18 protein-coding genes are annotated in these 19170 nt (G+C 72.7%); 9 read left to right on the top strand and 9 right to left on the bottom strand.

What is annotated here, in order from left to right; all coding sequences use genetic code 11:
- The first annotated feature begins 78 nt into the window (after positions 1-78).
- Both IE239_RS01580 and IE239_RS01575 read left to right on the top strand, forming a co-directional pair.
- Positions 79-729 carry an IclR family transcriptional regulator gene (locus IE239_RS01580; RefSeq protein ID WP_190147356.1) on the top strand — a complete coding sequence of 217 codons (651 nt, stop codon included), beginning with the start codon at positions 79-81 and terminating at the stop codon, positions 727-729.
- A gap of 48 nt (positions 730-777) precedes the next feature.
- Positions 778-1569: a S16 family serine protease gene (locus tag IE239_RS01575; protein ID WP_190147355.1), complete on the top strand. Its 792-nt coding sequence runs from the start codon at positions 778-780 to the stop codon at positions 1567-1569.
- Positions 1570-1582: 13 nt separating this feature from the next.
- Here the strand turns inward: IE239_RS01575 and IE239_RS01570 are convergent, their stop codons facing one another.
- Genes IE239_RS01570 through IE239_RS01550 form a run of 5 tightly spaced genes read right to left on the bottom strand, consistent with a single transcriptional unit; the run spans position 1583 to position 5903 of the window.
- A complete protein-coding gene (locus IE239_RS01570) occupies positions 1583-2536 on the bottom strand; it encodes a glycine betaine ABC transporter substrate-binding protein (protein ID WP_190147354.1) in 954 nt (317 codons plus the stop codon).
- The gene (locus tag IE239_RS01565) at positions 2533-3492 is read right to left on the bottom strand and encodes an ABC transporter permease (protein WP_229877667.1); all 960 of its coding nucleotides are present in this window, start codon (positions 3490-3492) and stop codon (positions 2533-2535) included. The genes IE239_RS01570 and IE239_RS01565 overlap by 4 nt, the downstream gene beginning before the upstream one ends.
- Positions 3489-4763: an ABC transporter ATP-binding protein gene (locus IE239_RS01560; RefSeq protein WP_190147353.1), complete on the bottom strand. Its 1275-nt coding sequence runs from the start codon at positions 4761-4763 to the stop codon at positions 3489-3491. The genes IE239_RS01565 and IE239_RS01560 overlap by 4 nt, the downstream gene beginning before the upstream one ends.
- Positions 4756-5403: an ABC transporter permease gene (locus tag IE239_RS01555; protein WP_190147444.1), complete on the bottom strand. Its 648-nt coding sequence runs from the start codon at positions 5401-5403 to the stop codon at positions 4756-4758. The genes IE239_RS01560 and IE239_RS01555 overlap by 8 nt, the downstream gene beginning before the upstream one ends.
- Before the next feature lie 5 nt (positions 5404-5408).
- Positions 5409-5903 (bottom strand): Lrp/AsnC family transcriptional regulator, encoded by a 495-nt coding sequence (locus IE239_RS01550; RefSeq protein ID WP_190147443.1) that lies wholly within the window; start codon positions 5901-5903, stop codon positions 5409-5411.
- Between the two features lie 125 nt (positions 5904-6028).
- Here IE239_RS01550 and hppD point away from each other — a divergent pair, with 125 nt between their 5' ends.
- A complete protein-coding gene (gene hppD / locus IE239_RS01545; RefSeq protein ID WP_190147352.1) occupies positions 6029-7174 on the top strand; it encodes a 4-hydroxyphenylpyruvate dioxygenase in 1146 nt (381 codons plus the stop codon).
- Positions 7175-7357: 183 nt separating this feature from the next.
- Here hppD and IE239_RS01540 read toward each other — a convergent pair whose 3' ends face one another.
- The gene (locus IE239_RS01540; protein ID WP_190147351.1) at positions 7358-8749 is read right to left on the bottom strand and encodes a tetratricopeptide repeat protein; all 1392 of its coding nucleotides are present in this window, start codon (positions 8747-8749) and stop codon (positions 7358-7360) included.
- Positions 8750-8841: 92 nt separating this feature from the next.
- Between IE239_RS01540 and IE239_RS01535 the strand changes: the two genes are divergently transcribed.
- The gene (locus tag IE239_RS01535; RefSeq protein ID WP_190147442.1) at positions 8842-10248 is read left to right on the top strand and encodes an FAD-binding oxidoreductase; all 1407 of its coding nucleotides are present in this window, start codon (positions 8842-8844) and stop codon (positions 10246-10248) included.
- A gap of 58 nt (positions 10249-10306) precedes the next feature.
- Here IE239_RS01535 and IE239_RS01530 read toward each other — a convergent pair whose 3' ends face one another.
- Positions 10307-10849, bottom strand: a complete 543-nt coding sequence (locus IE239_RS01530) for an SsgA family sporulation/cell division regulator (RefSeq protein WP_190147350.1) — start codon at positions 10847-10849, stop codon at positions 10307-10309.
- 314 nt (positions 10850-11163) lie between these two features.
- Between IE239_RS01530 and IE239_RS01525 the strand changes: the two genes are divergently transcribed.
- From IE239_RS01525 to IE239_RS01515, 3 genes are all read left to right on the top strand, one after another.
- Entirely contained in the window at positions 11164-12780 is a 1617-nt protein-coding gene (locus IE239_RS01525) for an RDD family protein (protein WP_190147349.1), read from the top strand.
- Between the two features lie 148 nt (positions 12781-12928).
- A complete protein-coding gene (locus IE239_RS01520; protein WP_190147348.1) occupies positions 12929-13651 on the top strand; it encodes an RDD family protein in 723 nt (240 codons plus the stop codon).
- Between the two features lie 256 nt (positions 13652-13907).
- Positions 13908-14819: a hypothetical protein gene (locus tag IE239_RS01515; RefSeq protein ID WP_190147347.1), complete on the top strand. Its 912-nt coding sequence runs from the start codon at positions 13908-13910 to the stop codon at positions 14817-14819.
- 194 nt (positions 14820-15013) lie between these two features.
- Here IE239_RS01515 and IE239_RS01510 read toward each other — a convergent pair whose 3' ends face one another.
- Positions 15014-15361, bottom strand: coding sequence for a hypothetical protein (locus IE239_RS01510; RefSeq protein ID WP_190147346.1), 348 nt, complete (start codon positions 15359-15361; stop codon positions 15014-15016).
- A gap of 375 nt (positions 15362-15736) precedes the next feature.
- Between IE239_RS01510 and IE239_RS01505 the strand changes: the two genes are divergently transcribed.
- Together IE239_RS01505 and IE239_RS01500 are read left to right on the top strand one after the other, a co-directional pair.
- The gene (locus IE239_RS01505; protein ID WP_190147345.1) at positions 15737-18088 is read left to right on the top strand and encodes an immune inhibitor A domain-containing protein; all 2352 of its coding nucleotides are present in this window, start codon (positions 15737-15739) and stop codon (positions 18086-18088) included.
- 132 nt (positions 18089-18220) lie between these two features.
- Complete coding sequence (locus IE239_RS01500) at positions 18221-18574, top strand: hypothetical protein (RefSeq protein WP_190147344.1); 354 nt, start codon at positions 18221-18223, stop codon at positions 18572-18574.
- Between the two features lie 25 nt (positions 18575-18599).
- Here the strand turns inward: IE239_RS01500 and IE239_RS01495 are convergent, their stop codons facing one another.
- Positions 18600-19022 (bottom strand): M67 family metallopeptidase, encoded by a 423-nt coding sequence (locus tag IE239_RS01495; RefSeq protein WP_190147343.1) that lies wholly within the window; start codon positions 19020-19022, stop codon positions 18600-18602.
- Positions 19023-19170 lie beyond the last annotated feature (148 nt).

The following is a 19170-nucleotide window of genomic DNA, read 5'->3' as shown; positions in this document are numbered from 1 at the left end:
GGCGCGTCACTGACGGGACTCGGTGACGCATCCGCCGCGACGGAGACCGCCGACCTCACCACTTAAGGAGTGGGCGTCGTGACCGCGGAGACCTCCCAGACGCTCGATCGAGGGCTGAAGGTACTCAAGCTGCTGGCCGATACCGACCACGGGCTGACCGTCACCGAGCTTTCCAACAAACTCGGCGTCAACCGGACCGTGGTGTACCGGTTGCTCGCCACTCTGGAGCAGCACGCCCTGGTCCGACGCGACCTGGGCGGCCGGGCCCGGGTCGGCCTCGGTGTGCTGCGGCTCGGCCGTCAGGTGCATCCGCTGGTGCGGGAGGCCGCGCTGCCCGCGCTGCGCTCGCTGGCCGAGGACATAGGGGCGACCGCGCATCTGACGCTGGTGGACGGGTCGGAGGCGCTCGCCGTCGCCGTCGTCGAACCGTCCTGGACGGACTACCACGTGGCCTACCGGGCCGGGTTCCGGCATCCGCTGGACCGGGGGGCGGCCGGCCGCGCGATCCTCGCCGCACGGCAGCGGGCGGCGCGTCCCGCGGACGAGCCCGGCTACACGCTGACGCACGGGGAGCTGGAGGCCGGCGCGAGCGGGGCGGCCGCTCCGCTGCTGGGCGTGACCGGGGTCGAGGGCAGTGTGGGCGTGGTGATGCTGGCCGACGCGGTGCCCGAGCGGGTGGGTCCCCGGGTCGTGGACGCGGCCAGGGAAGTGGCCGAGGCCCTGCGCTGACCGGCGGGCGGCCACGGGCGCGCGGCGCCGCCGCGTTAGATTGACTCCGTGCTCTCACGCCTCACACGCCCCCAGGCCCTCGCCGTCTGCGCGCTGCCCGTCGCGGCGCTGCTCGCCACGGCCGCCTTCGCGCCGCTGCCGTTCTCGGTGGCGCAGCCGGGTATGACGGCGAACGTCCTCGGTGAGAACAAGGGGAGCCAGGTGATCACGATCTCCGGCGCGCCCACCAGACGCACCAGCGGGCAGCTGCGGATGACGACGATCGAGGCGACCAACCCCGACACCGACGTCCGGCTCTCCGACGTGATCGACGGCTGGTTCCGCACCGACCAGGCGATCATGCCGCGTGACTCCGTGTACCCCAGCGGGCAGAGCACCAAGGAGATCGAGCAGCACAACACCGAGCAGATGCGGCAGTCCCAGGACGCGGCGACCGAGGCCGCGCTGAAGTACCTGGACCTCGGCCGCGACGGCGTCAAGGTCACGCTGAAGCTGTCCGACGTGGGCGGGCCCAGCGCCGGCCTGCTGTTCTCGCTCGGCATCGTCGACAAGCTGGACGGCGACGGCAGCGGCGGCGACCTCACGGGCGGCCGCACGATCGCCGGGACCGGCACGATCGACGCGGACGGCAAGGTCGGCGCGGTCGGCGGCGTCGCGCTGAAGACGCAGGCCGCCCGCCGGGACGGCGCGACCGTGTTCCTCGTGCCGAAGGACGAGTGCGCCGACGCGAAGTCCGAGCTGCCCGCGGGGCTGCGGCTGGTCCCCGTCACCACGCTTCAGGGCGCGGTCAAGGCGCTGGTCGCGCTGGAGCACGGCAAGGGCTCGGTCCCCGGCTGCTGAACGGCGCCGACGGTCACGTCACGAACCCCTGGTCCTTCATCCACTCCAGTGCCACCTGGTGCGGGTCCTGACCGTCGACGTCCACCTCGGCGTTCAGCTCCCGCGCCACCGTGTTGTCCAGCTTCTTCGTGATCGGGTCCAGCAGGCCCGCGATCGCCGGCCACTTCCGCAGCGCCTCGGAGTTGACCACGGGGGCGGCGTTGTAGTGGGGGAAGAAGCCCTTGTCGTCCTCCATCACCACCAGGTTCATCGACGTGATGCGGCCGTCCGTGGTGTACACCTCGCCGTAGGAGCAACTCCCCTTCGCCGCCTGGGTGTAGATGATCCCGGTGTCCATCTGGGTGACCCGGGACGCCGGCACGTCCATCCCGTACGCCTTCGCCATGCCCGGCAGTCCGTCCGCCCGGTTGGCGAACTCGCCCTCCACGCACAGTGTCACGGCGCCCGGGTCGGACCGGGACAGCGCGGCCGCCTCCGACAGCGTTCTCGTGCGGCGTCTGCGGGAGTTCGCCTGGTTCGTCGCCAGCGCGTAGGTGTTGTCGAGCCGGGACGGAGACAGCCAGGTCAGCCCGTTCCCCGCGTCGGCGTCGCGCACCGCCTGCCACTGCTGCCGCGGGTCGGCGATGGGCCGGCTGTTGCCCAGGTACGTGATCCAGGCCGTGCCCGTGTACTCGTACATGGCGTCGGCGTCCCCCGTGCGGACCGCCTCACGGCTGCCGATGGAGCCCTGGATGCCGGTGCGGTCCAGCACGTCCGCGCCGGCCGCCCGGAAGGCGATGCCGATCATCGCGCCGAGGATCAGGTTCTCGGTGAACGACTTGGACGTCACCGTCAGCCGGGCCCCCTCGAGCGGCTCGCCCCTGCCGATCGAGCCGGGCGAGACGTCGTCCACCATGGGGGAGCCGCTGGTCAGGCCGCAGCCGGCCGTCAGCAGCAGCGCCCCGGCGAGGAACCGCGCCTGTCTCATGCTTCCGTCTCCAGTCCTCGCGGCCGTAGCAGCACCTCGGCGAGCGAGGCCAGCCAGTCGACCAGCAGCGCCAGGGCGACGGTGAGGACCGAGCCCAGCACCAGCACCGGCATGCGCTGGTTGGTGATGCCGGCCGTGATCAGCACGCCCAGGCCGCCGCCCCCGCCGAAGGTCGCCAGGGTCGCCGTGCCGACGTTCAGCACCAGCGCCGTGCGGACGCCGGCCAGGATGAGCGGCACCGCCAGCGGCAGCTCCACCCGGGACAGCACACCGGACGGGGACATGCCGATCCCGCGGGCCGCCTCCAGCAGCGTCGGATCGTTGGCCTTCAGCCCCGCGACCGTGTTGGAGAGCACGGGCAGCACGGCGTAGGCGACCATGCCGATCAGAGCCGCCCGGCGGCCGATGCCCAGCCAGATCACCAGCAGCGCCAGCAGACCGATCGCCGGGGTCGCCTGCCCCGCGTTGGCGAGGGCCAGCGCGACCGGGGTCGCCCCGCGGAACCTGCGCCGCGTGAGCAGGACGCCCAGCGGGATCGCGATGATCAGCACGAAGAACGTGGAGATCACCGTCAGCTGGATGTGCTGCCACAGCGCCTCGGACACCTGGCCGCCGGAGAGCGCGTTCCGGGTGATCGCGTCCAGGTCCGCCTGCTCGAACCACAGCCAGGTCGCCAGCAGCAGCGCGACCAGGAAGGCGGGCAGAAGGGTCAGCCTCTGCCAGGTGAGGCGCCGCCGAGGAGAAGCCGAACCCCCGACCGCGGAACCCCCGACCGCGGAGCTCTCGACCGCGGAGCTCCCGACCGCGGAGCTCCCGACCGCCGAGCCCTCGGTCGCGGTCCGTGCCGTCTCCCACGCCGGCGCGTGCGGCGGACCGCCTGACAGATCACTCGGCAGATCGCCCGACAGACCGCCCGGCGGATCTGCCGGCAGGCCGTCGAGTTCGGACGCGCTCACGCCGTCGCCTGCCCGGCCGGGCCCTTCTGCTCCGCGTGCGTCGGCGCGGTCCGGGCCTCCTCCGGTTCGTGCGGCGGCTCCAGTGCCTCCAGCGCCTCCAGCCGGTCGGCCTCCAGCAGTCCGCGCACGGAGTCCAGCAGCGTCGCCATGTCGACGACCCCGGCGTACTCGCCCCGCCGGCCCGTGACCACGGCCCGCCCGGCGGCGTCCGTGAGCACCGCCTCCAGCGCGTCGCGCAGGGTGGCGTCGTGGGACACCGTGCCGCCGACCGGGACGCCGGCCCGCGTCAGGGAGCCCCTGGCCCGCGTCAGGTCCTCGCGGCGCAGCCACCTGGAGGGCCGGCCGCTCCGGTCCAGCAGCAGGAGCTCGTCGGCGCCTCCTCCGGTGGCCGGACGGCCCGGGCGGGACCCTCGGGAGCGCAGCCGGTCCACGACCGTCCGCAGCGGGTCGTCGACGGTCACCGTCGGACAGCCGGCGATCTCCACGTCCCGCACCCGGCTGAGGTCGAGCCTCTTCAGAGCCGCCCCCGCCCCCACGAACCCGGACACGAAGTCGTCCGCCGGGCTGGTGAGGATGGTCTCCGGGGTGTCGAACTGGGCGATGCGGGAGCACTCGCGCAGCACCGCGATCCGGTCGCCGAGCTTGATCGCCTCGTCGAAGTCGTGGGTGACGAACACGATCGTCCTGTGCAGCTCGCGCTGGAGCCGGAGCAGCTCGTCCTGGAGGTGGACGCGGGTGACCGGGTCGACGGCCCCGAACGGCTCGTCCATCAGCAGCACCGGCGGATCGGCCGCCAACGCCCGTGCCACGCCGACCCGTTGCTGCTGGCCGCCGGACAGCTGGCGCGGGTAGCGGTGACGGAACTCGCCGGGGTCGAGCCCGACCAGGTCGAGCATCTCCGCCACCCGGTCCCGGATCCGCGCCTTCGGCCAGCCGGTCATCCTGGGCACGAGCGCGATGTTCTGCGCGACCGTCATGTGCGGGAAGAGACCGGACGACTGGATCGCGTAGCCGATCTTGCGGCGCAGCCTCACCGGGTCGATGCCGGTGACGTCCTCGCCGCCGATGCGGATCCGCCCGCCGCTCGGCTCGATCAGCCGGTTGATCATCTTCAGGGTGGTCGACTTCCCGCACCCCGAGGGCCCGACGAGGACGACCGTCTCGCCCGCCCTGATCTCCATGGTGACGTCGTCGACGGACGGCTCGGCGTTGCCCGGATACCGCTTGGTGAGGTTCTCCAGCTCGATCGACGCGCCGTGCGACTCAGACACGGATCCCCCCGGGAATCGTCAGGCGTCCGACGACGACGTACGCGGCGTCGAACAGCAGGGCCAGCACGATGATCCCGAGCGTGCCGGCCAGCACCTGGTTGAGGGCGTTCCTGCTGCCCAGCGAGGCGATCCCGCGGAAGATCTCGTTGCCGAGACCTGGCCCGGAGGCGTACGCGGCGATCGCGGCGATGCCCATCAGCATCTGTGTGGAGACCCGGATGCCCGTCAGGATCGGTGGCCAGGCCAGCGGCAGCTCCACCCGGACCAGTCGCGTCAGCCGGGACATGCCGATGCCGTTCGCCGCGTCCACCAGGGAGGGGTCCACGCTGCGCAGCCCGACGACGCAGTTCCGCACGATCGGCAGCAGCCCGTACAGCGTCAGCGCGATCACCGTCGGCGGCACGCCGAGCCCGGCCACCGGGATCAGCAGTCCGATCATCGCGAGCGAGGGGACGGTCAGGACGGTGGCGGTGGAGGTGGTGGCCAGGTCGCCCGCCCAGCCGCTGCGGTACGTGAAGACCCCGATCGCCACCCCGGCCAGGGTCGCGACGACCATGCACTGGAAGACGACGCTCGCGTGCTGCCAGGCGTCGGTGAGCAGCTGCCGGTGCCGGCTGTCCAGGTACTCCCAGAAGCTCAAGGTGCTCACCCCACAGGTCTGCCCGGCCCTTCCCGGTCGTCCGCGGCCTGTTCCACCAGCGGGATGATCCGCAGCGGGACGGGGTTCTCCATCACGATCGCGGTGGAGGCCCGGACAATGCCATCAAAGCCGACGACCCGGTCGATGACCCGCTGGAGATCGGCGTTGGAGCGCGCCACCAGCCGGCACAGCATGTCCCCGCTGCCGGTCGTGGTGTGCAGTTCCAGGACCTCCGGCACGGACGCCAAGTGCGCCCGCACGTCGGCCCCTTGGCCCTGCCGGATCTCCAGCGTGGCGAACGCGGTGACCGGGTAGCCGAGCGCCGCCGGATCGACCTGCGGTCCGAAGCCCCGGATGACTCCGTTCGACTGAAGCCGGTCGAGCCGTGCCTGCGCGGTCCCGCGGGCCACCCCCAGCCGCCGGGACATCTCCAGCACCCCCAGCCGCGGCTCACGGGCCAGCAGCACGATGATCCGCCCGTCCAGATGGTCGATCGCCATACCGTTCGCCTCCGAGATGGTCATCCTGTACACAAAGTCCGCCGAGGCCGCCGTAGGGCTGGTCATCCTGTCCAGCTACGGAGCGAACTATTGCGCACCTTGCCGACCGGCGCGACCCTTCGGCTATGACGCAGACCACGCACCACACCCCCGACACCGCCCGGCAGGCCGACCCCTTCCCGGTCAAGGGAATGGACGCGGTCGTCTTCGCCGTGGGCAACGCCAAGCAGGCGGCGCACTTCTACTCCACCGCCTTCGGCATGACGCTGGTCGCCTACTCCGGACCGGAGACGGGCAGCCGCGAGACCGCCTCGTACGTGCTCACCAACGGCTCCGCCCGCTTCGTCCTGACCTCCGTCATCAAGGCCGCCACCCCCTGGGGTCACTTCCTCGAACGGCACGTGGCCGAGCACGGCGACGGCGTCGTCGACCTCGCCATCGAGGTCCCGGACGCCCGCGCCGCCCACGCCTACGCCGTCGAGCACGGCGCGCGCTCGATCGCCGAGCCCTACGAGCTGAAGGACGAGCACGGCACGGTCGTCCTCGCCGCGATCGCCACCTACGGCGACACCCGCCACACCCTCGTCGACCGGTCCGGCTACGACGGCCCCTACCTCCCGGGCTACACGAGCGCCGACCCGATCGTCGAACCGCCCTCCCGCCGCACCTTCCAGGCCGTCGACCACTGCGTCGGCAACGTCGAGCTCGGCCGGATGAACGAGTGGGTCGGCTTCTACAACAAGGTCATGGGCTTCACCAACATGAAGGAGTTCGTGGGCGACGACATCGCCACCGAGTACTCCGCCCTGATGTCGAAGGTCGTCGCCGACGGGACCCTGAAGGTCAAGTTCCCGATCAACGAGCCGGCCATCGCCAAGAAGAAGTCCCAGATCGACGAGTACCTGGAGTTCTACGGCGGCGCGGGCGTCCAGCACATCGCGCTCAACAGCAACGACATCGTGCAGACGGTCCGCACGATGCGCGCGGGCGGCGTCCGGTTCCTCGACACCCCCGACTCGTACTACGACACCCTCGGCGAGTGGGCCGGCGAGACCCGCGTCCCCGTCGAGACCCTGCGCGAGCTGAAGATCCTCGTCGACCGCGACGAGGACGGCTACCTGCTGCAGATCTTCACCAAGCCGGTCCAGGACAAGCCGACCGTCTTCTTCGAGATCATCGAACGCCACGGCTCGATGGGCTTCGGCAAGGGCAACTTCAAGGCCCTGTTCGAGGCGATCGAGCGCGAGCAGGCCAAGCGCGGCAACCTGTAGCCGGAACGGCGGACGGCCGCCCCCGGCCGGCGGGACACCCGGCGGCCCTTGCTCAGCAGGACCCCCGGCGGCCCGCTGTCAGGAAGCCCCGCGGCGGCCCGTGGTCAGCAGGACCCCGCGGCGGCCGGGCGCCGGCAAGCCCCGCGGCAGTCCGGCGCCGGCACGTCCCGCCGCGGCCCGGCGTCAGGACGGCAGTTCCGCCGGGGGCGGCTCGTCGCCCAGCTGTGCGGCCGCTGCCCGGGCCTGCGGTCCGAGCAGCGGCGAGAAGTACGGGTTGATCTGCAGGGCCTCCCGCAGATGCCGCCGGGCGGGCCCCTCCCTGCCCAGCGTCCGCTCGATCACGGCCAGGTGGTGGACGTACGGCGCGCTGAGCATCGCACCCCCGTGCACCCGGTCGGTGGCCGTCAGGGCGAACCTCAGGGCCTCCTCGTCCTGCCCGGCCCGGTGCAACGCCCAGCCCAGCGCGTCCGCCACCGCGATCCCCGGCTGTCTGCGCCACTCGGCCCGCAGCCGCCGCACCGCCAGGGCCGGGTCACCGTGGTCCGCCTCGAACCGGCCGAGGACCAGTTCCCCGTCCACCCCGCCCGCCTCCTCCTCCCGCACCCGCGCCCGCAGCAGGTCGTACTGCGCCCCCGCCTCCCGGGCGAGCCCCAGCGACTCGTACAGCTCGCCCAGCTCCAGCGCGTACTGCGGCGACGGCTGCCCGGCCAGCGCCGTCCGGTACGCGCGCAGCGCCTCCGAGGTCCGCCCCAGAGCCGCCAGCGCCCGCCCCCGCCCGGCCCACGCGGCCCACAGCCCGGGGTCGATCCGCACCGCCTCCTGGAAGTGCCGCAGCGCGGTCTCCCGCTCGCCGCGCTCGAAGGCCAGCTGCCCGCCCCGCTCCAGCCAGGCCGCCTGCTCGGCAGGGGAGGAGGCGTCCGCCGCCGCGTCCGCCAGCGCGGCCTGCGCGTCCTCACGCCGGCCCTGGTCCCAGTACACGCCCGCCGCCCGCGCCCGCACGACGGGCCCCGAGTGCAGCGCCGTCAGCCGGTCGAGGGCCTTGCGGGCCTTCTTGTAGTCGCCGAGCCCGGTGTACGCGTCGACGAGCTGCGCGTACGTCGTCCAGCGTCCGGGCGCCGCCTTCAGCGCGGACTCGCCCCAGGCCAGCGCCGCCGGGAAGTCACGGCGCGCGGCGGCCAGCGCGGCCAGACCGTCGAGGGCGTCGGCGTTGTTCCCCGGACGCGCCTTCAGCGAGGTCCGCAGCGCCCGCTCGGCCTTGGGGTACAGGGCGGCCACGTCGGCGGTGCGCCGGCCCTGCTCCAGGTAGGCGGCGCCGAGCACCGCCCACGACCGGGCGTCCTTCGGATGCGCCCGCACCCGGCTCTCGCGCTCCTCGACCAGCGCCGCCAGATCCGCGAGCGCGGCCGGCGCACCCGCCCGGACCGCCGCCCCCGCCTGCGCCCCGGGAGCGGCCACGGGCGTCCGCCCGGCCCGCCCCTCGCCGGGCAGACACATCAGCACCCCGCCGCCCAGGGCGAGACACCCCACGAGCGAACCCACGAGCACCCGCCGCCGAAACCGAGAGACCTTCTCCATGGCGCTCACTGTGCGTCAGTACGACGACCGTACGACGTCGGAGGAAGGGTCCGGTGGGCGGGTTCACACCGATGGCCCCGAAGTGCGAGCCTGTGATCATGAGCCGTTCGGAAGCGCCGCACGACGACATGACGGGCAACCTCCTCGACCGCCTGCTGGCCGGCCTGCCCGCCGAGGCCGTCCTCACCGACCCGGACGTCACGGGCTCCTACGCCCACGACATGGCCGGCTTCTGCCCCGCCGGAAACCCGGCCGTGGTCGTCCTGCCGCGCACGGCCGAAGAGGTCCAGCACGTCATGCGCACGGCGACCGCGCTGCGTGTCCCGGTCGTGCCGCAGGGCGCCCGCACCGGCCTCTCCGGCGGCGCCAACGCCACCGAGGGCTGCATCGTCCTGTCCCTGACGCGGATGGACCGCATCGTCGAGATCAACCCGGTCGACCGCATCGCCGTCGTCGAACCGGGCGTCGTCAACGCGGCCCTGTCCCGGGCCGTGGGCGAACACGGCCTGTACTACCCGCCCGACCCCTCCAGCTGGGAGACGTGCACGATCGGCGGCAACATCGGCACCGCGTCCGGCGGCCTGTGCTGCGTCAAGTACGGGGTGACGGCCGAGTACGTCCTCGGACTCGACGTGGTGCTCGCCGACGGACGGCTGATGTCCACCGGCCGCCGCACCGCGAAGGGCGTCGCCGGGTACGACCTCACCCGCCTGTTCGTCGGCTCCGAGGGCTCGCTGGGCGTCGTCGTGCGGGCGATCCTGGCGCTGAAGCCGCGGCCGCCGCGGCAGTTGGCGCTGGCTGCCGAGTTCCCGTCCGGCGCCGCGGCCTGTGACGCGGTGTGCCGGATCATGGCCGGCGGCCATGTGCCGTCCCTCCTCGAACTGATGGACCGCACGACCGTCGGGGCCGTCAACGAACTGACCCGCATGGGCCTGCCGGAGACCACCGAGGCCCTGCTCCTCGCCGCCTTCGACACCCCCGACCCGGCCGCCGACCTCGCCGCGGTCGGCGCGCTGTGCGAGGCGGCCGGCGCCACGCAGGTCGTCCCCGCCGAGGACGTCGCCGAATCCGAACTCCTGCTCCAGGCACGCCGGTCGGCGCTCGTCGCGCTGGACGCCGTCAAGGGCACGACGATGATCGACGACGTGTGCGTGCCCCGCTCGAGGCTCGGCGAGATGCTCGAAGGCGTCGAACGCATCGCTGAGAAGCACGGGTTGACCATCGGGGTAGTCGCCCACGCCGGAGACGGCAACACCCACCCCACGGTCTGCTTCGACGCGGCGGACCCCGACGAGCGCCGGCGGGCCCGCGAGTCCTTCGACGAGATCATGGGCCTCGGTCTGGAACTCGGCGGCACCATCACCGGCGAACACGGCGTCGGCGTGCTGAAGAAGGAGTGGCTGGCGCGCGAGATCGGCCCGGTCGGCGTGGAGATGCAGCGCGCGGTCAAGGCCGCCTTCGACCCGCTGGGCATCCTCAACCCGGGCAAGCTGTTCTGAGGCCGACGGCCCGCACCCTCAGGTCGACGGTCCACTCGCCGAGGCCGACGGCCCGCGCTCACTCATCCGCGTCCCGCGTCTCGTCGTCCGGCCACGGGTCGCGCAGCCACGCGTCGTCCGCCGGGACCGGTCCCCCCTGCGACAACGGGTGTTCCAGCGGGTGTTCCAGCGAGGCCGAGAGTCTGGGGGAGGGGGCGAGCAGCTCGGCCAGGGCGTCGTCGATGCCGAGCCACTCGCCCTCGCAGCCCGGCGGCACCACCCGCAGCGTCCGCTCCAGCCAGGCCGAGACCTGGGCCGCGGGCGCCTCCAGGAGGGCGTCGCCTTCGGGCGAGCTGAGCGCCATCAGCACGACGCTGCGACCCTCCGTCTTCGCCGGCCACACCCGCACGTCCCCGTGCCCGCACGGCCGGAACACCCCTTCCACGAGCAGTTCGCGGGCGAACGTCCAGGCGACCGGGTGCTCCGAGTCGGTGTGGAAGGCGACATGGACGGCGAACGGGTCGTCGCTGCGGTAGCCGAGCCTGGCCGGGACCGGGATGCTGCGCTCGGGCGACAGGACGAGCCTCAGCTCCAGCTCGCGCTCCACCACGGTGTGACGCATGACCTTCTCCTCTCGGTACGGAACCCGTCACCGGCCCGGGGGCCTTCACGGACCGTCGGACGGGCCTTCGTACGGGCCTTCGCACGGGCCCGTACGAGTGGAGAGGGCGTCGACCCGGAACCATTACGCGGGTCCGGAGAACTTTTCCGGCGGCCGTGCGCGCCGGGCCCCGGCGGGCGGCCTCGCACGTGTGAAGAGCGTGCACGGAGTTGCCCGGAAAGGTGGCCGTATGGCCAGAGCCGCCCTGGCTCAGGCGCGCGTCTGATAGATGTGGTCCCCCCATCCCACCCCCGAGCAGATACGGGACGACGGACATGAGCGCCCCCACCCCGGCCCCCGGCGACGACAGGCCCCGCGAGGGGTACTACCCGGACCCGTCCATCCCTGGATACGTCCGGTACTGGAACGGTGCCTCCTGGGTACCGGGCACCAGTCGGCCCGCGCCGTCCGGTGGCCGGCCGCTCACGCCCCCGTCCGGCGGGCACGCGCCCTCCGTCGAGGAGACCGGCCCGCACTTCTTCGACGAGGACCCCGCGCCGGCCGACCCCTACGGGGGCCCCTCCCAGCCGGCCTCCGCCTGGGGCGCCGACCGCGCCCACCAGTCCGGCTTCGGCGGCGAACAGGACCGCCGGGTCTCCTGGGGCGCTCTGCAGGGCGCCGACCCGCGGTCCCCCTCGCCCGCCCCGGCACAGCCCGAGGGCCGCTCGACGAGCACGGACGGCACGGCGACGATTCCGCCCGCGGAGCCGGAGCCCGGCGGCGGCCCGGCCGCCGGGGACGTGGTCCCGGGCGGCACGTTCGTCTTCCGCCGCCCGACGCCGGGCGCCGCGGCGCCCGGATCGCCGCCCGGCACGGCCCCGCCCGGCGCCCCCGGGTTCGTCCCCGACAAGAGCACCGTCACCTTCCGCGCCCCGGCCCCGCGCACGGGCCACCAGGACGCCGCGCCCGCTGCGCCCTTCGTCCCCGGCACGCAGGGCCCGACCTCCGCCCCGGCGTCCTCGGCGTTCCCGGCGGCTCCGGTGTTCCCGGAGCAGGCGGGCGCGCAGACGCCGGGCCAGGTCCCGGCGGCCGGCGGCGCGGCTCCCGCGAAGCCGGGGTTCGGCGCGGGCAAGGCGGCCGCCGAGCGGGCGGCGGCGTCCCAGCCCGCCCCCGCCCCGCAGGCCGGCCCCCCGCAGGCCCTCCCCGCGCAGACCGCACCGGCTCCCGCCCCCGCTCCCCAGGGCCCCGCCGGGTTCCCGGCCGCGCCGCCCGCCCCGGCGGTCCCGCAGCAGGCCGCCGCGAGCGTCCCCCGGCAACCCGTCGCACCCGTCGCCCCCGTCGGCCCCGGCGGCGGACAGCCCTCCTGGGCGCAGCAGGTGCACCGGCTCGCGGGGGCCGAGGACGGGCCCGTCGCGCCCTGGAAACCGCCGGTGGACGACATCTTCCAGGCGGCGGCCCGGCGTCAGGCCTCGGCCCGTCCCGCAGGCCTCGGCAAACGGCTGGCCGCACGTCTCGTCGACACGCTCGTCCTCGGGGCCGTCACCGGCGCGGCCGCGGTGCCGCTCGGCGCGAAGGCCCTCGACCACGTCAAAGAGAAGATCGACGCGGCCAAGCTGACCGGGGAGACCGTGACCGTCTGGCTGCTCGACGGCACGACGTCGGTGTACCTGGGGATCGTCCTCGCCGTCCTGCTGGTCTCCGGGATCGTGTACGAGGCCGTGCCGACCGCCAAGTGGGGCCGCACGCTGGGCAAGAAGCTGTTCGGTCTGGACGTGCGGGACATCGAGGGCGGCGAGCCCCCGACCTTCGGGGCCGCCCTGCGCCGCTGGCTCGTCTACAGCGTTCCCGGACTGCTCGCGGTCGGCGTCGTGGGCGTCGTCTGGGGCCTGTTCGACAAGCCGTGGCGCCAGTGCTGGCACGACAAGGCGGCGCACACGTTCGTCGCGGGCTGACCCCCCGCCCCGCCTCCCCGGGGGCCCGGCCTCCGCTCGGGCCCCGCCCTCTCGGGATCCCGCCTCCGCCCGCACACTCCCGTGCCCGCTACCCCGTACGGCCGCTCGCCGGATGCGGAGCACGAGGGTTCGGGGTCGACTCGGGGGCATGACCACCGAACCGCCCCCCGGCTCCTCCGGCGGCGAGCCGCCGGAGGACGACCCGTTCAGGAAGCGGCCGCAGCAGCCCCCGCAGGGCTCGCCGTACGACGCCCCGCAGGGTCCTCAGGGGCCCCAGGGTCCTCAAGGCCCCCAGGGGCCGTACGGCGGGGGCGCCGGGCAGCCTCCGCCCTCCGGCGGCGGCCCGTACGGCGGTGACCCCTACGGGGGCGGCCCCTACGGCGGTGACCCGTACGGCGGCCGTCCCACCGATCCGCTCGCCGGGATGCCCCCGCTCGCCGACAGCGGCCGGCGCACGCTCGCCCGGATCATCGACATGGTCCTCGTCTTCATCGTCGTGACGCTGCTGGCGTGGGCCTTCGGGGTCGCGAACTACACGACGAACGCGGACAGGATCGAGTTCGGCAAGACCTTCGGCCGCGAGGTCGTAGCCGTGATCCTGTACGTCGGGTACGACACGGTCCTGACCGCCAGGACGGGCCGGACGCTGGGCAAGAAGTGGCTCGGCCTGCGCGTGGCCGACCTCGACGACGGCGCGACGCCCTCCGTGCAGACGTCGCTGATCCGGGCGCTGGTCCTGTGGGTGCCGTTCGCCTTCTGCTGCGCCTGTCTGTGGACGGCGATCTGCGGCGGCTGGAGCTACTTCGACAAGCCGTACAAGCAGGGCCTGCACGACAAGGCGGCCAAGACGGTGGTCGTCAGCACCGGCTGAAGTCCCCGCCGACCACCCCCGCCGACCACCCCGCCGACGAACCGGCCGAAGTCCCCGCCGACGACCCCGCCGAAGAGGCGGTCCCGGCCCTCCGGGTCCCAGGCGTCCGAGCGCCCGACGGTGGGCCGAAACATCAACTTCCTTCGCCCAAAACGCAGTTGTTGCGGATCCCTCTGGTTGGCAGACTCGCTCCGCCGACGCGTCAAGCGCACGACGGGCCGGCGACGGGGCACTTCATCTCTCAGGGGGACCATCGATGTCACTCAGCACGCCCACACGCGTCCTGGCCCGTACGACGGCCGTCCTCGTACTGACTCTGGGCATGGCCACCGGCACGACCGGCCTGCTGTCCGGCGGCGAGGCACACGCCCTGCCCGTCACGCAGGGGTCGTTCGTCTTCGGCGGCGACGAGGGCGACTACATCAGCGGCGGGCGGTCCTACGCCTACGCGACCGCGTCCCAGGACCGCATGGACATCTCCGCCGACAACGCCCACAACGCGGTCCACCTCCAGCTGGACGGAGCGAACGGTGACTGGTGGTCCCTGGACCTCGCGGCGCCGTCCGGCAAGGTTCTCGCGCCGGGCACCTACACCGGCGCCACCCGCCATCCGTTCAACGGGCCGGCCGAGCCGGGGCTGGACCTCAGCGGCAACGGCCGCGGATGCAACACGCTCACCGGCGAATTCACCGTCGCCGACGTCGAGTTCGGCCCGCAGGGATACGTGACGAAGCTCGATGCCACCTTCGAGCAGCACTGCGAGGGAGGCGCCGCCGCGGCGCGCGGTGAAGTCCACATCGACAACCCGGCGCCGCCGGCGCAGCTCGACCTCGGTCTCGCCGTGGCCCTGGACGGCACGGCGAGCACCCTGAACGGCAAGGCCGGTCTGCACGGGACGGTGAGCTGCAGCAAGCCGGTGAGGGTGGACGTCTCCGGCAACGTCACGCAGGTGAAGAGGCAGAAGCTCATCCGCGGCTCCTTCACCGCGCCGGTGTCCTGCACCCCGGGCGCGCCCACGGCCTGGACCGCCACGGCCGTACCCACCGGTGACACCCCGTTCCAGCGCGGAGACGTCGAGGTCGAGGCGCGGGCCACGGCCACCGACCCGGACTACGGGCAGCCGGTGACGGCAGCCGAAACGGTGGCGGTCCGCCTCAAGCGCGCCTGAGCCGGGGGGACTCCACCCTCACGCCCGGGCCGGGGAGCCCCGGTCCGGGCCACGGCCGTCCGGCCGTGGCGGTCGCCCGGCCGCCCGCACCCGAGGCCTCGAAGCGTCCGCTCCATGCAGCCGTGCAGACGGCCCGCACGCCACCCGAGGGGGCGTGCGGGCCGTCTGCACGGCGGTATCGGTGGCGCGGCGGGTCAGGGGGCCGTGGGCTCCCGGACGGGCTCGGGCGCCGCGGCGACCGAAGCCGGCACGGGTGCCTGCACGGGCGCGTGCGCGGGAACGGTGACAGGAACGTTGACAGGGACGTTGACGGGCTGGGGCCGGCTCGCGGGAGCACTCGCGGCGGAACGGGCCACCGCGGTCCTCGACGGCTTCGGCGTCGGCACCGTCATGGCGACGAGCACGCCGAGCGCGACCGCGGCGACGACGACGACGGCGATCCCTGGGCCCGAACTCGTCTGTGACAGCAGCAGCATGGCGAGCGTCGAGAAGATGACGGTGCAGGACCCGTACGTGAGCTGTGCGACAGTCGGACGAGGCATGGCAATCGTGTCCTCGGAAGCGGGGGCGGTCTCGACTCTATTCGGCTGCATGCCCGAGCGGACCTGACGGTAAGCGTGACCTAACCCACGGTGCCGGTGCACAGGGGGCGCACGGAGTCATGGCGTCCATCAGGTGGACGGTCCCGCGCGCCCGTCACGGTCCGTCAGGGTCCGCCATGTTGCCGTCATATGTCCGCAATGCGAACACCGGCTCCCGATAATGCATTTGACTTGTCCAAGTCAAGGTCTGTCTTTTCTCGCAAACCAGTAGTCAAATGGCGTCACTTGACTACACGCGTATAACAGCGCGCGGACCTTCCTTGACAGGGATACCCCCTTTCCGCGCGCACGGGCGCGTGCGTGGGAGGACATCAAGTGAGCAGTAGATCCTGGACGTATCGGACGGTCGCGACCGTCGTCGCCCTGGCCGCGGCCTCGGCGACGTACACCACGTTCGCCGTGGCGCAGGCCGCCGAGAACGGCGCGGCGAAGGCCCCGGCGGTGGACCGGCGCGACCCGCAGCCGGCGAAGGCCAAGGAGCACGACTTCGACGGGCCGCTCAGCAAGACGCAGGACGCGCAGCGCGAGGAGGCTCTCAAGCAGGTCATATCCGGCAAGGCGTCCGTCAAGGACCGGCACGGGTCCAAAGTCGTCCAGCTCAAGAGCCGTAAGGGCGACAGCAAGTACGTCGAGCTGGGCCGCGAGAAGACCGACAAGATCTTCACGATCCTGGTCGAGTTCGGCGACCAGGTCGACCCCCGCTACGGCGGCACGGCCGGCCCGCTGCACAACCGGATAGCCGCGCCCGACCGGACCAAGGACAACTCCACGGCCTGGCAGGCGGACTACAACCAGAAGCACTTCCAGGACCTGTACTTCGGGACCGGCAAGAACACCGAGTCGCTCAAGAAGTACTACGAGAAGCAGTCCTCGGGCCGCTACTCGGTCGACGGCGAGGTCGCCGACTGGGTCAAGGTCCCGTACAACGAGGCCCGTTACGGCTCCAACAAGGCCACCACCGGCGCCTGGTACGCGGTCCAGGACGGCGTGAACGCCTGGGTCGCCCAGCGCAAGGCCGCCGGCGCCACCAGCGCGCAGATCAAGGCGGAGCTGGCCACGTTCGACCAGTGGGACCGCTACGACTACGACGGCGACGGCAACTTCAACGAGCCCGACGGCTACATCGACCACTTCCAGATCGTGCACGCCGGCGAGGACGAGTCCGCGGGCGGCGGCGCACAGGGCGAGGACGCCATCTGGGCCCACCGCTGGTACGCCTTCGGCACCGACGCCGGCGCCACCGGCCCGGACACCAACAAGCTGGGCGGCGCCCAGGTCGGCGACACCGGCATCTGGGTCGGCGACTACACCATCCAGCCGGAGAACGGCGGACTCGGCGTCTACGCGCACGAGTACGGCCACGACCTCGGCCTGCCGGACGAGTACGACACCTCCGGCGGCGGCGAGAACTCCACCGGCTTCTGGACGCTGATGTCGTCCGGTTCCTGGCTCGGCACCGGTCGGAAGGCCATCGGCGACCTGCCCGGCGACATGAACGCCTGGGACAAGCTCCAGCTGGGCTGGCTGGACTACGACGTCGCCGCGGCGGGCCGCAAGTCCAGCCACACGCTGGGCGTCGCGGAGTACAACACCAAGAACGCCCAGGCCCTCGTGGTCCAGTTGCCGGAGAAGAAGGTCACCACCGAGGTGGTCGCCCCGGCCGAGGGCGCCACGCAGTGGTGGAGCGGCAGCGGCAACGACCTGCGCAACACGCTCACCCGCGAAGTCGACCTGACCGGCAAGTCCTCCGCCGCCCTTACGATGGACGCCTGGTGGGACACCGAGAAGGACTACGACTACGCGTACGTGGAGGTCTCCACGGACGGCGGCGCCAACTACACGCCCATCGACGGCACGCTGGCCGACGGCACCGCGATCCCGCGTGACGGCAGCGGCAAGCCCGCGCTGACCGGCACGGTCGCCTCGTACCAGAAGCTGACGTTCCCGCTGGACGCCTACGCGGGCAAGAAGCTCAGCCTGCGCTTCCGCTACGCCACCGACGGCGGCGTGGCCCAGAAGGGCTTCACGGCCGACGAGATCAAGGTGACGGCCGACGGAGCCACGCTCTTCTCCGACAACGCGGAGAGCGCCGACCCGGCCTGGAAGGCGACCGGCTTCTCCCGCATCGGCGGGTCCGTCAGCGACGACTACGCGCAGTACTACATCGCCGAGAACCGCCAGTACGTGTCGTACGACAAGACCCTCAAGGTCGGCCCGTACAACTTCGGCTTCTCCACGACCCGCCCCGACTGGGTGGAGCACTACGCGTACCAGAACGGCCTGTTGATCTGGAAGTGGGACACCTCCCAGGTGGACAACAACACCAGCGCGCACCCCGGTGTGGGCCAGATCCTTCCGGTCGACTCGCACCCGACCCCGCTGAAGTGGGCCGACGGCACCGCGATGAACGCCCGTCTGCAGAGCTTCGACTCGACCTTCAGCAGGTACCGCACGGACGCGATCACGCTGCACAAGGCGGACGTCGCGGTCAAGATCAAGTCCCGTCCGGGCGTCCCGGTCTTCGACGACGGCAGGTCGACGTACTACGACGCCTCGACCCCGCTGTCGGGCGTCAAGATCACTGACACCAACACCTCGATCAAGATCGTCAGCGAGCCCGCGAACGGCTCGACGATCAAGGTCAAGGTCGGCCCCTCGGCGAAGTAGCCGACGTTTTAGCTGGTAGAGCGCGTATCGGCGGCAACCCCTGGCGGGTTGCCGCCGATCGTGTTTAGGTGCCTCCTGTGCTCTTCTTATTGACACCGACCTCGACACCGACGCACACGGGGGTGTGACCGCATGGCCGCAGGAGGCTTCTGCAAGCTGCCCGACGGCATGGTGGTGGTGGCGTTGAACCTGCCCCGCCCCGCCCCCCGAGGGGACCTCGCGGGCCCCGCCTCGGACGTCCGCGTCCTCGTCCACGCCCAGAACCGGGCGCGCGCCCTGACCAGGCTGCGCAACCTGGGCCTGCGGGCGGTCTACCTGCGCGGCAACGCCGCCCCGCCGACCCCGGACGAGATCACGGCGGTCCTGCACCATCCCGACGGCCTGATATGGCGCACCCCGCCCGGCAGCGGTGTCCCGGCAGGCGTCATCGTCGTCCCGGAGCTGTGGCGGCCCATCAGGGCGCTGCTGCGGAGCGCGGCCGCATGACGCCGCAGTGGGCCGGGGGCGCGCCTCAGTACGCCTCGACGACGCGCACGTCCTCCTCGGTGACCACGCCGTCCAGGATGCGGAACGAGCGGAACTGGAACTCGCCGAGACCGTCGGTGTCGGCGGTGGAGACCAGGACGTAGTGCGCGCCCGGCTCGTTCGCGTACGAGATGTCCGTGCGGGACGGGTACGCCTCCGTCGCCGTGTGGGAGTGGTAGACGACCACCGGCTCCTCGTCGCGGTCGTCCATCTCGCGGTAGAGCTTGAGCAGGTCGCCCGAGTCGAACTCGTAGAACGTGGGGGACATGGCCGCGTTCAGCATCGGGAGGAAGCGCTCGGGGCGGTCCGTGCCCGCCGGGCCCGCGACGACGCCGCAGGCCTCGTCGGGGTGGTCCTTGCGGGCGTGGGCGACGATCTGGTCGTGCAGGGCCCGGGTGATGGTCAGCATGGTCGCCAGGATAAGCAACCGGCTCGGGGCCGTGCGGCGGCGTTCCGGGCGGCGGGCGGCGCACGGCGGGCGGTGGACGACGGGCGGGCCGTCCCGCACCGGTGGACGGTGCGGAACGGCCCGCGTCGCGGACGTCCCTGAGGCTGCC

The organism is Streptomyces humidus, from assembly GCF_014649655.1.
GTDB classification, from domain to species: Bacteria; Actinomycetota; Actinomycetes; order Streptomycetales; family Streptomycetaceae; genus Streptomyces; species Streptomyces humidus.
This window is presented reverse-complemented; position numbering and strand designations above follow the sequence as displayed.

Coding starts and splice junctions, on each gene's coding strand:
- IE239_RS01515 (WP_190147347.1), top strand. CDS start 13,908: ATGTCACTCAGCACGCCCACACGCGTCCTGGCCCGTACGACGGCCGTC.
- IE239_RS01510 (WP_190147346.1), bottom strand. CDS start 15,361: ATGCCTCGTCCGACTGTCGCACAGCTCACGTACGGGTCCTGCACCGTC.
- IE239_RS01540 (WP_190147351.1), bottom strand. CDS start 8,749: ATGGAGAAGGTCTCTCGGTTTCGGCGGCGGGTGCTCGTGGGTTCGCTC.
- IE239_RS01500 (WP_190147344.1), top strand. CDS start 18,221: ATGGCCGCAGGAGGCTTCTGCAAGCTGCCCGACGGCATGGTGGTGGTG.
- IE239_RS01525 (WP_190147349.1), top strand. CDS start 11,164: ATGAGCGCCCCCACCCCGGCCCCCGGCGACGACAGGCCCCGCGAGGGG.
- IE239_RS01550 (WP_190147443.1), bottom strand. CDS start 5,903: ATGGCGATCGACCATCTGGACGGGCGGATCATCGTGCTGCTGGCCCGT.
- IE239_RS01530 (WP_190147350.1), bottom strand. CDS start 10,849: ATGCGTCACACCGTGGTGGAGCGCGAGCTGGAGCTGAGGCTCGTCCTG.
- IE239_RS01495 (WP_190147343.1), bottom strand. CDS start 19,022: ATGCTGACCATCACCCGGGCCCTGCACGACCAGATCGTCGCCCACGCC.
- hppD (WP_190147352.1), top strand. CDS start 6,029: ATGACGCAGACCACGCACCACACCCCCGACACCGCCCGGCAGGCCGAC.
- IE239_RS01570 (WP_190147354.1), bottom strand. CDS start 2,536: ATGAGACAGGCGCGGTTCCTCGCCGGGGCGCTGCTGCTGACGGCCGGC.
- IE239_RS01520 (WP_190147348.1), top strand. CDS start 12,929: ATGACCACCGAACCGCCCCCCGGCTCCTCCGGCGGCGAGCCGCCGGAG.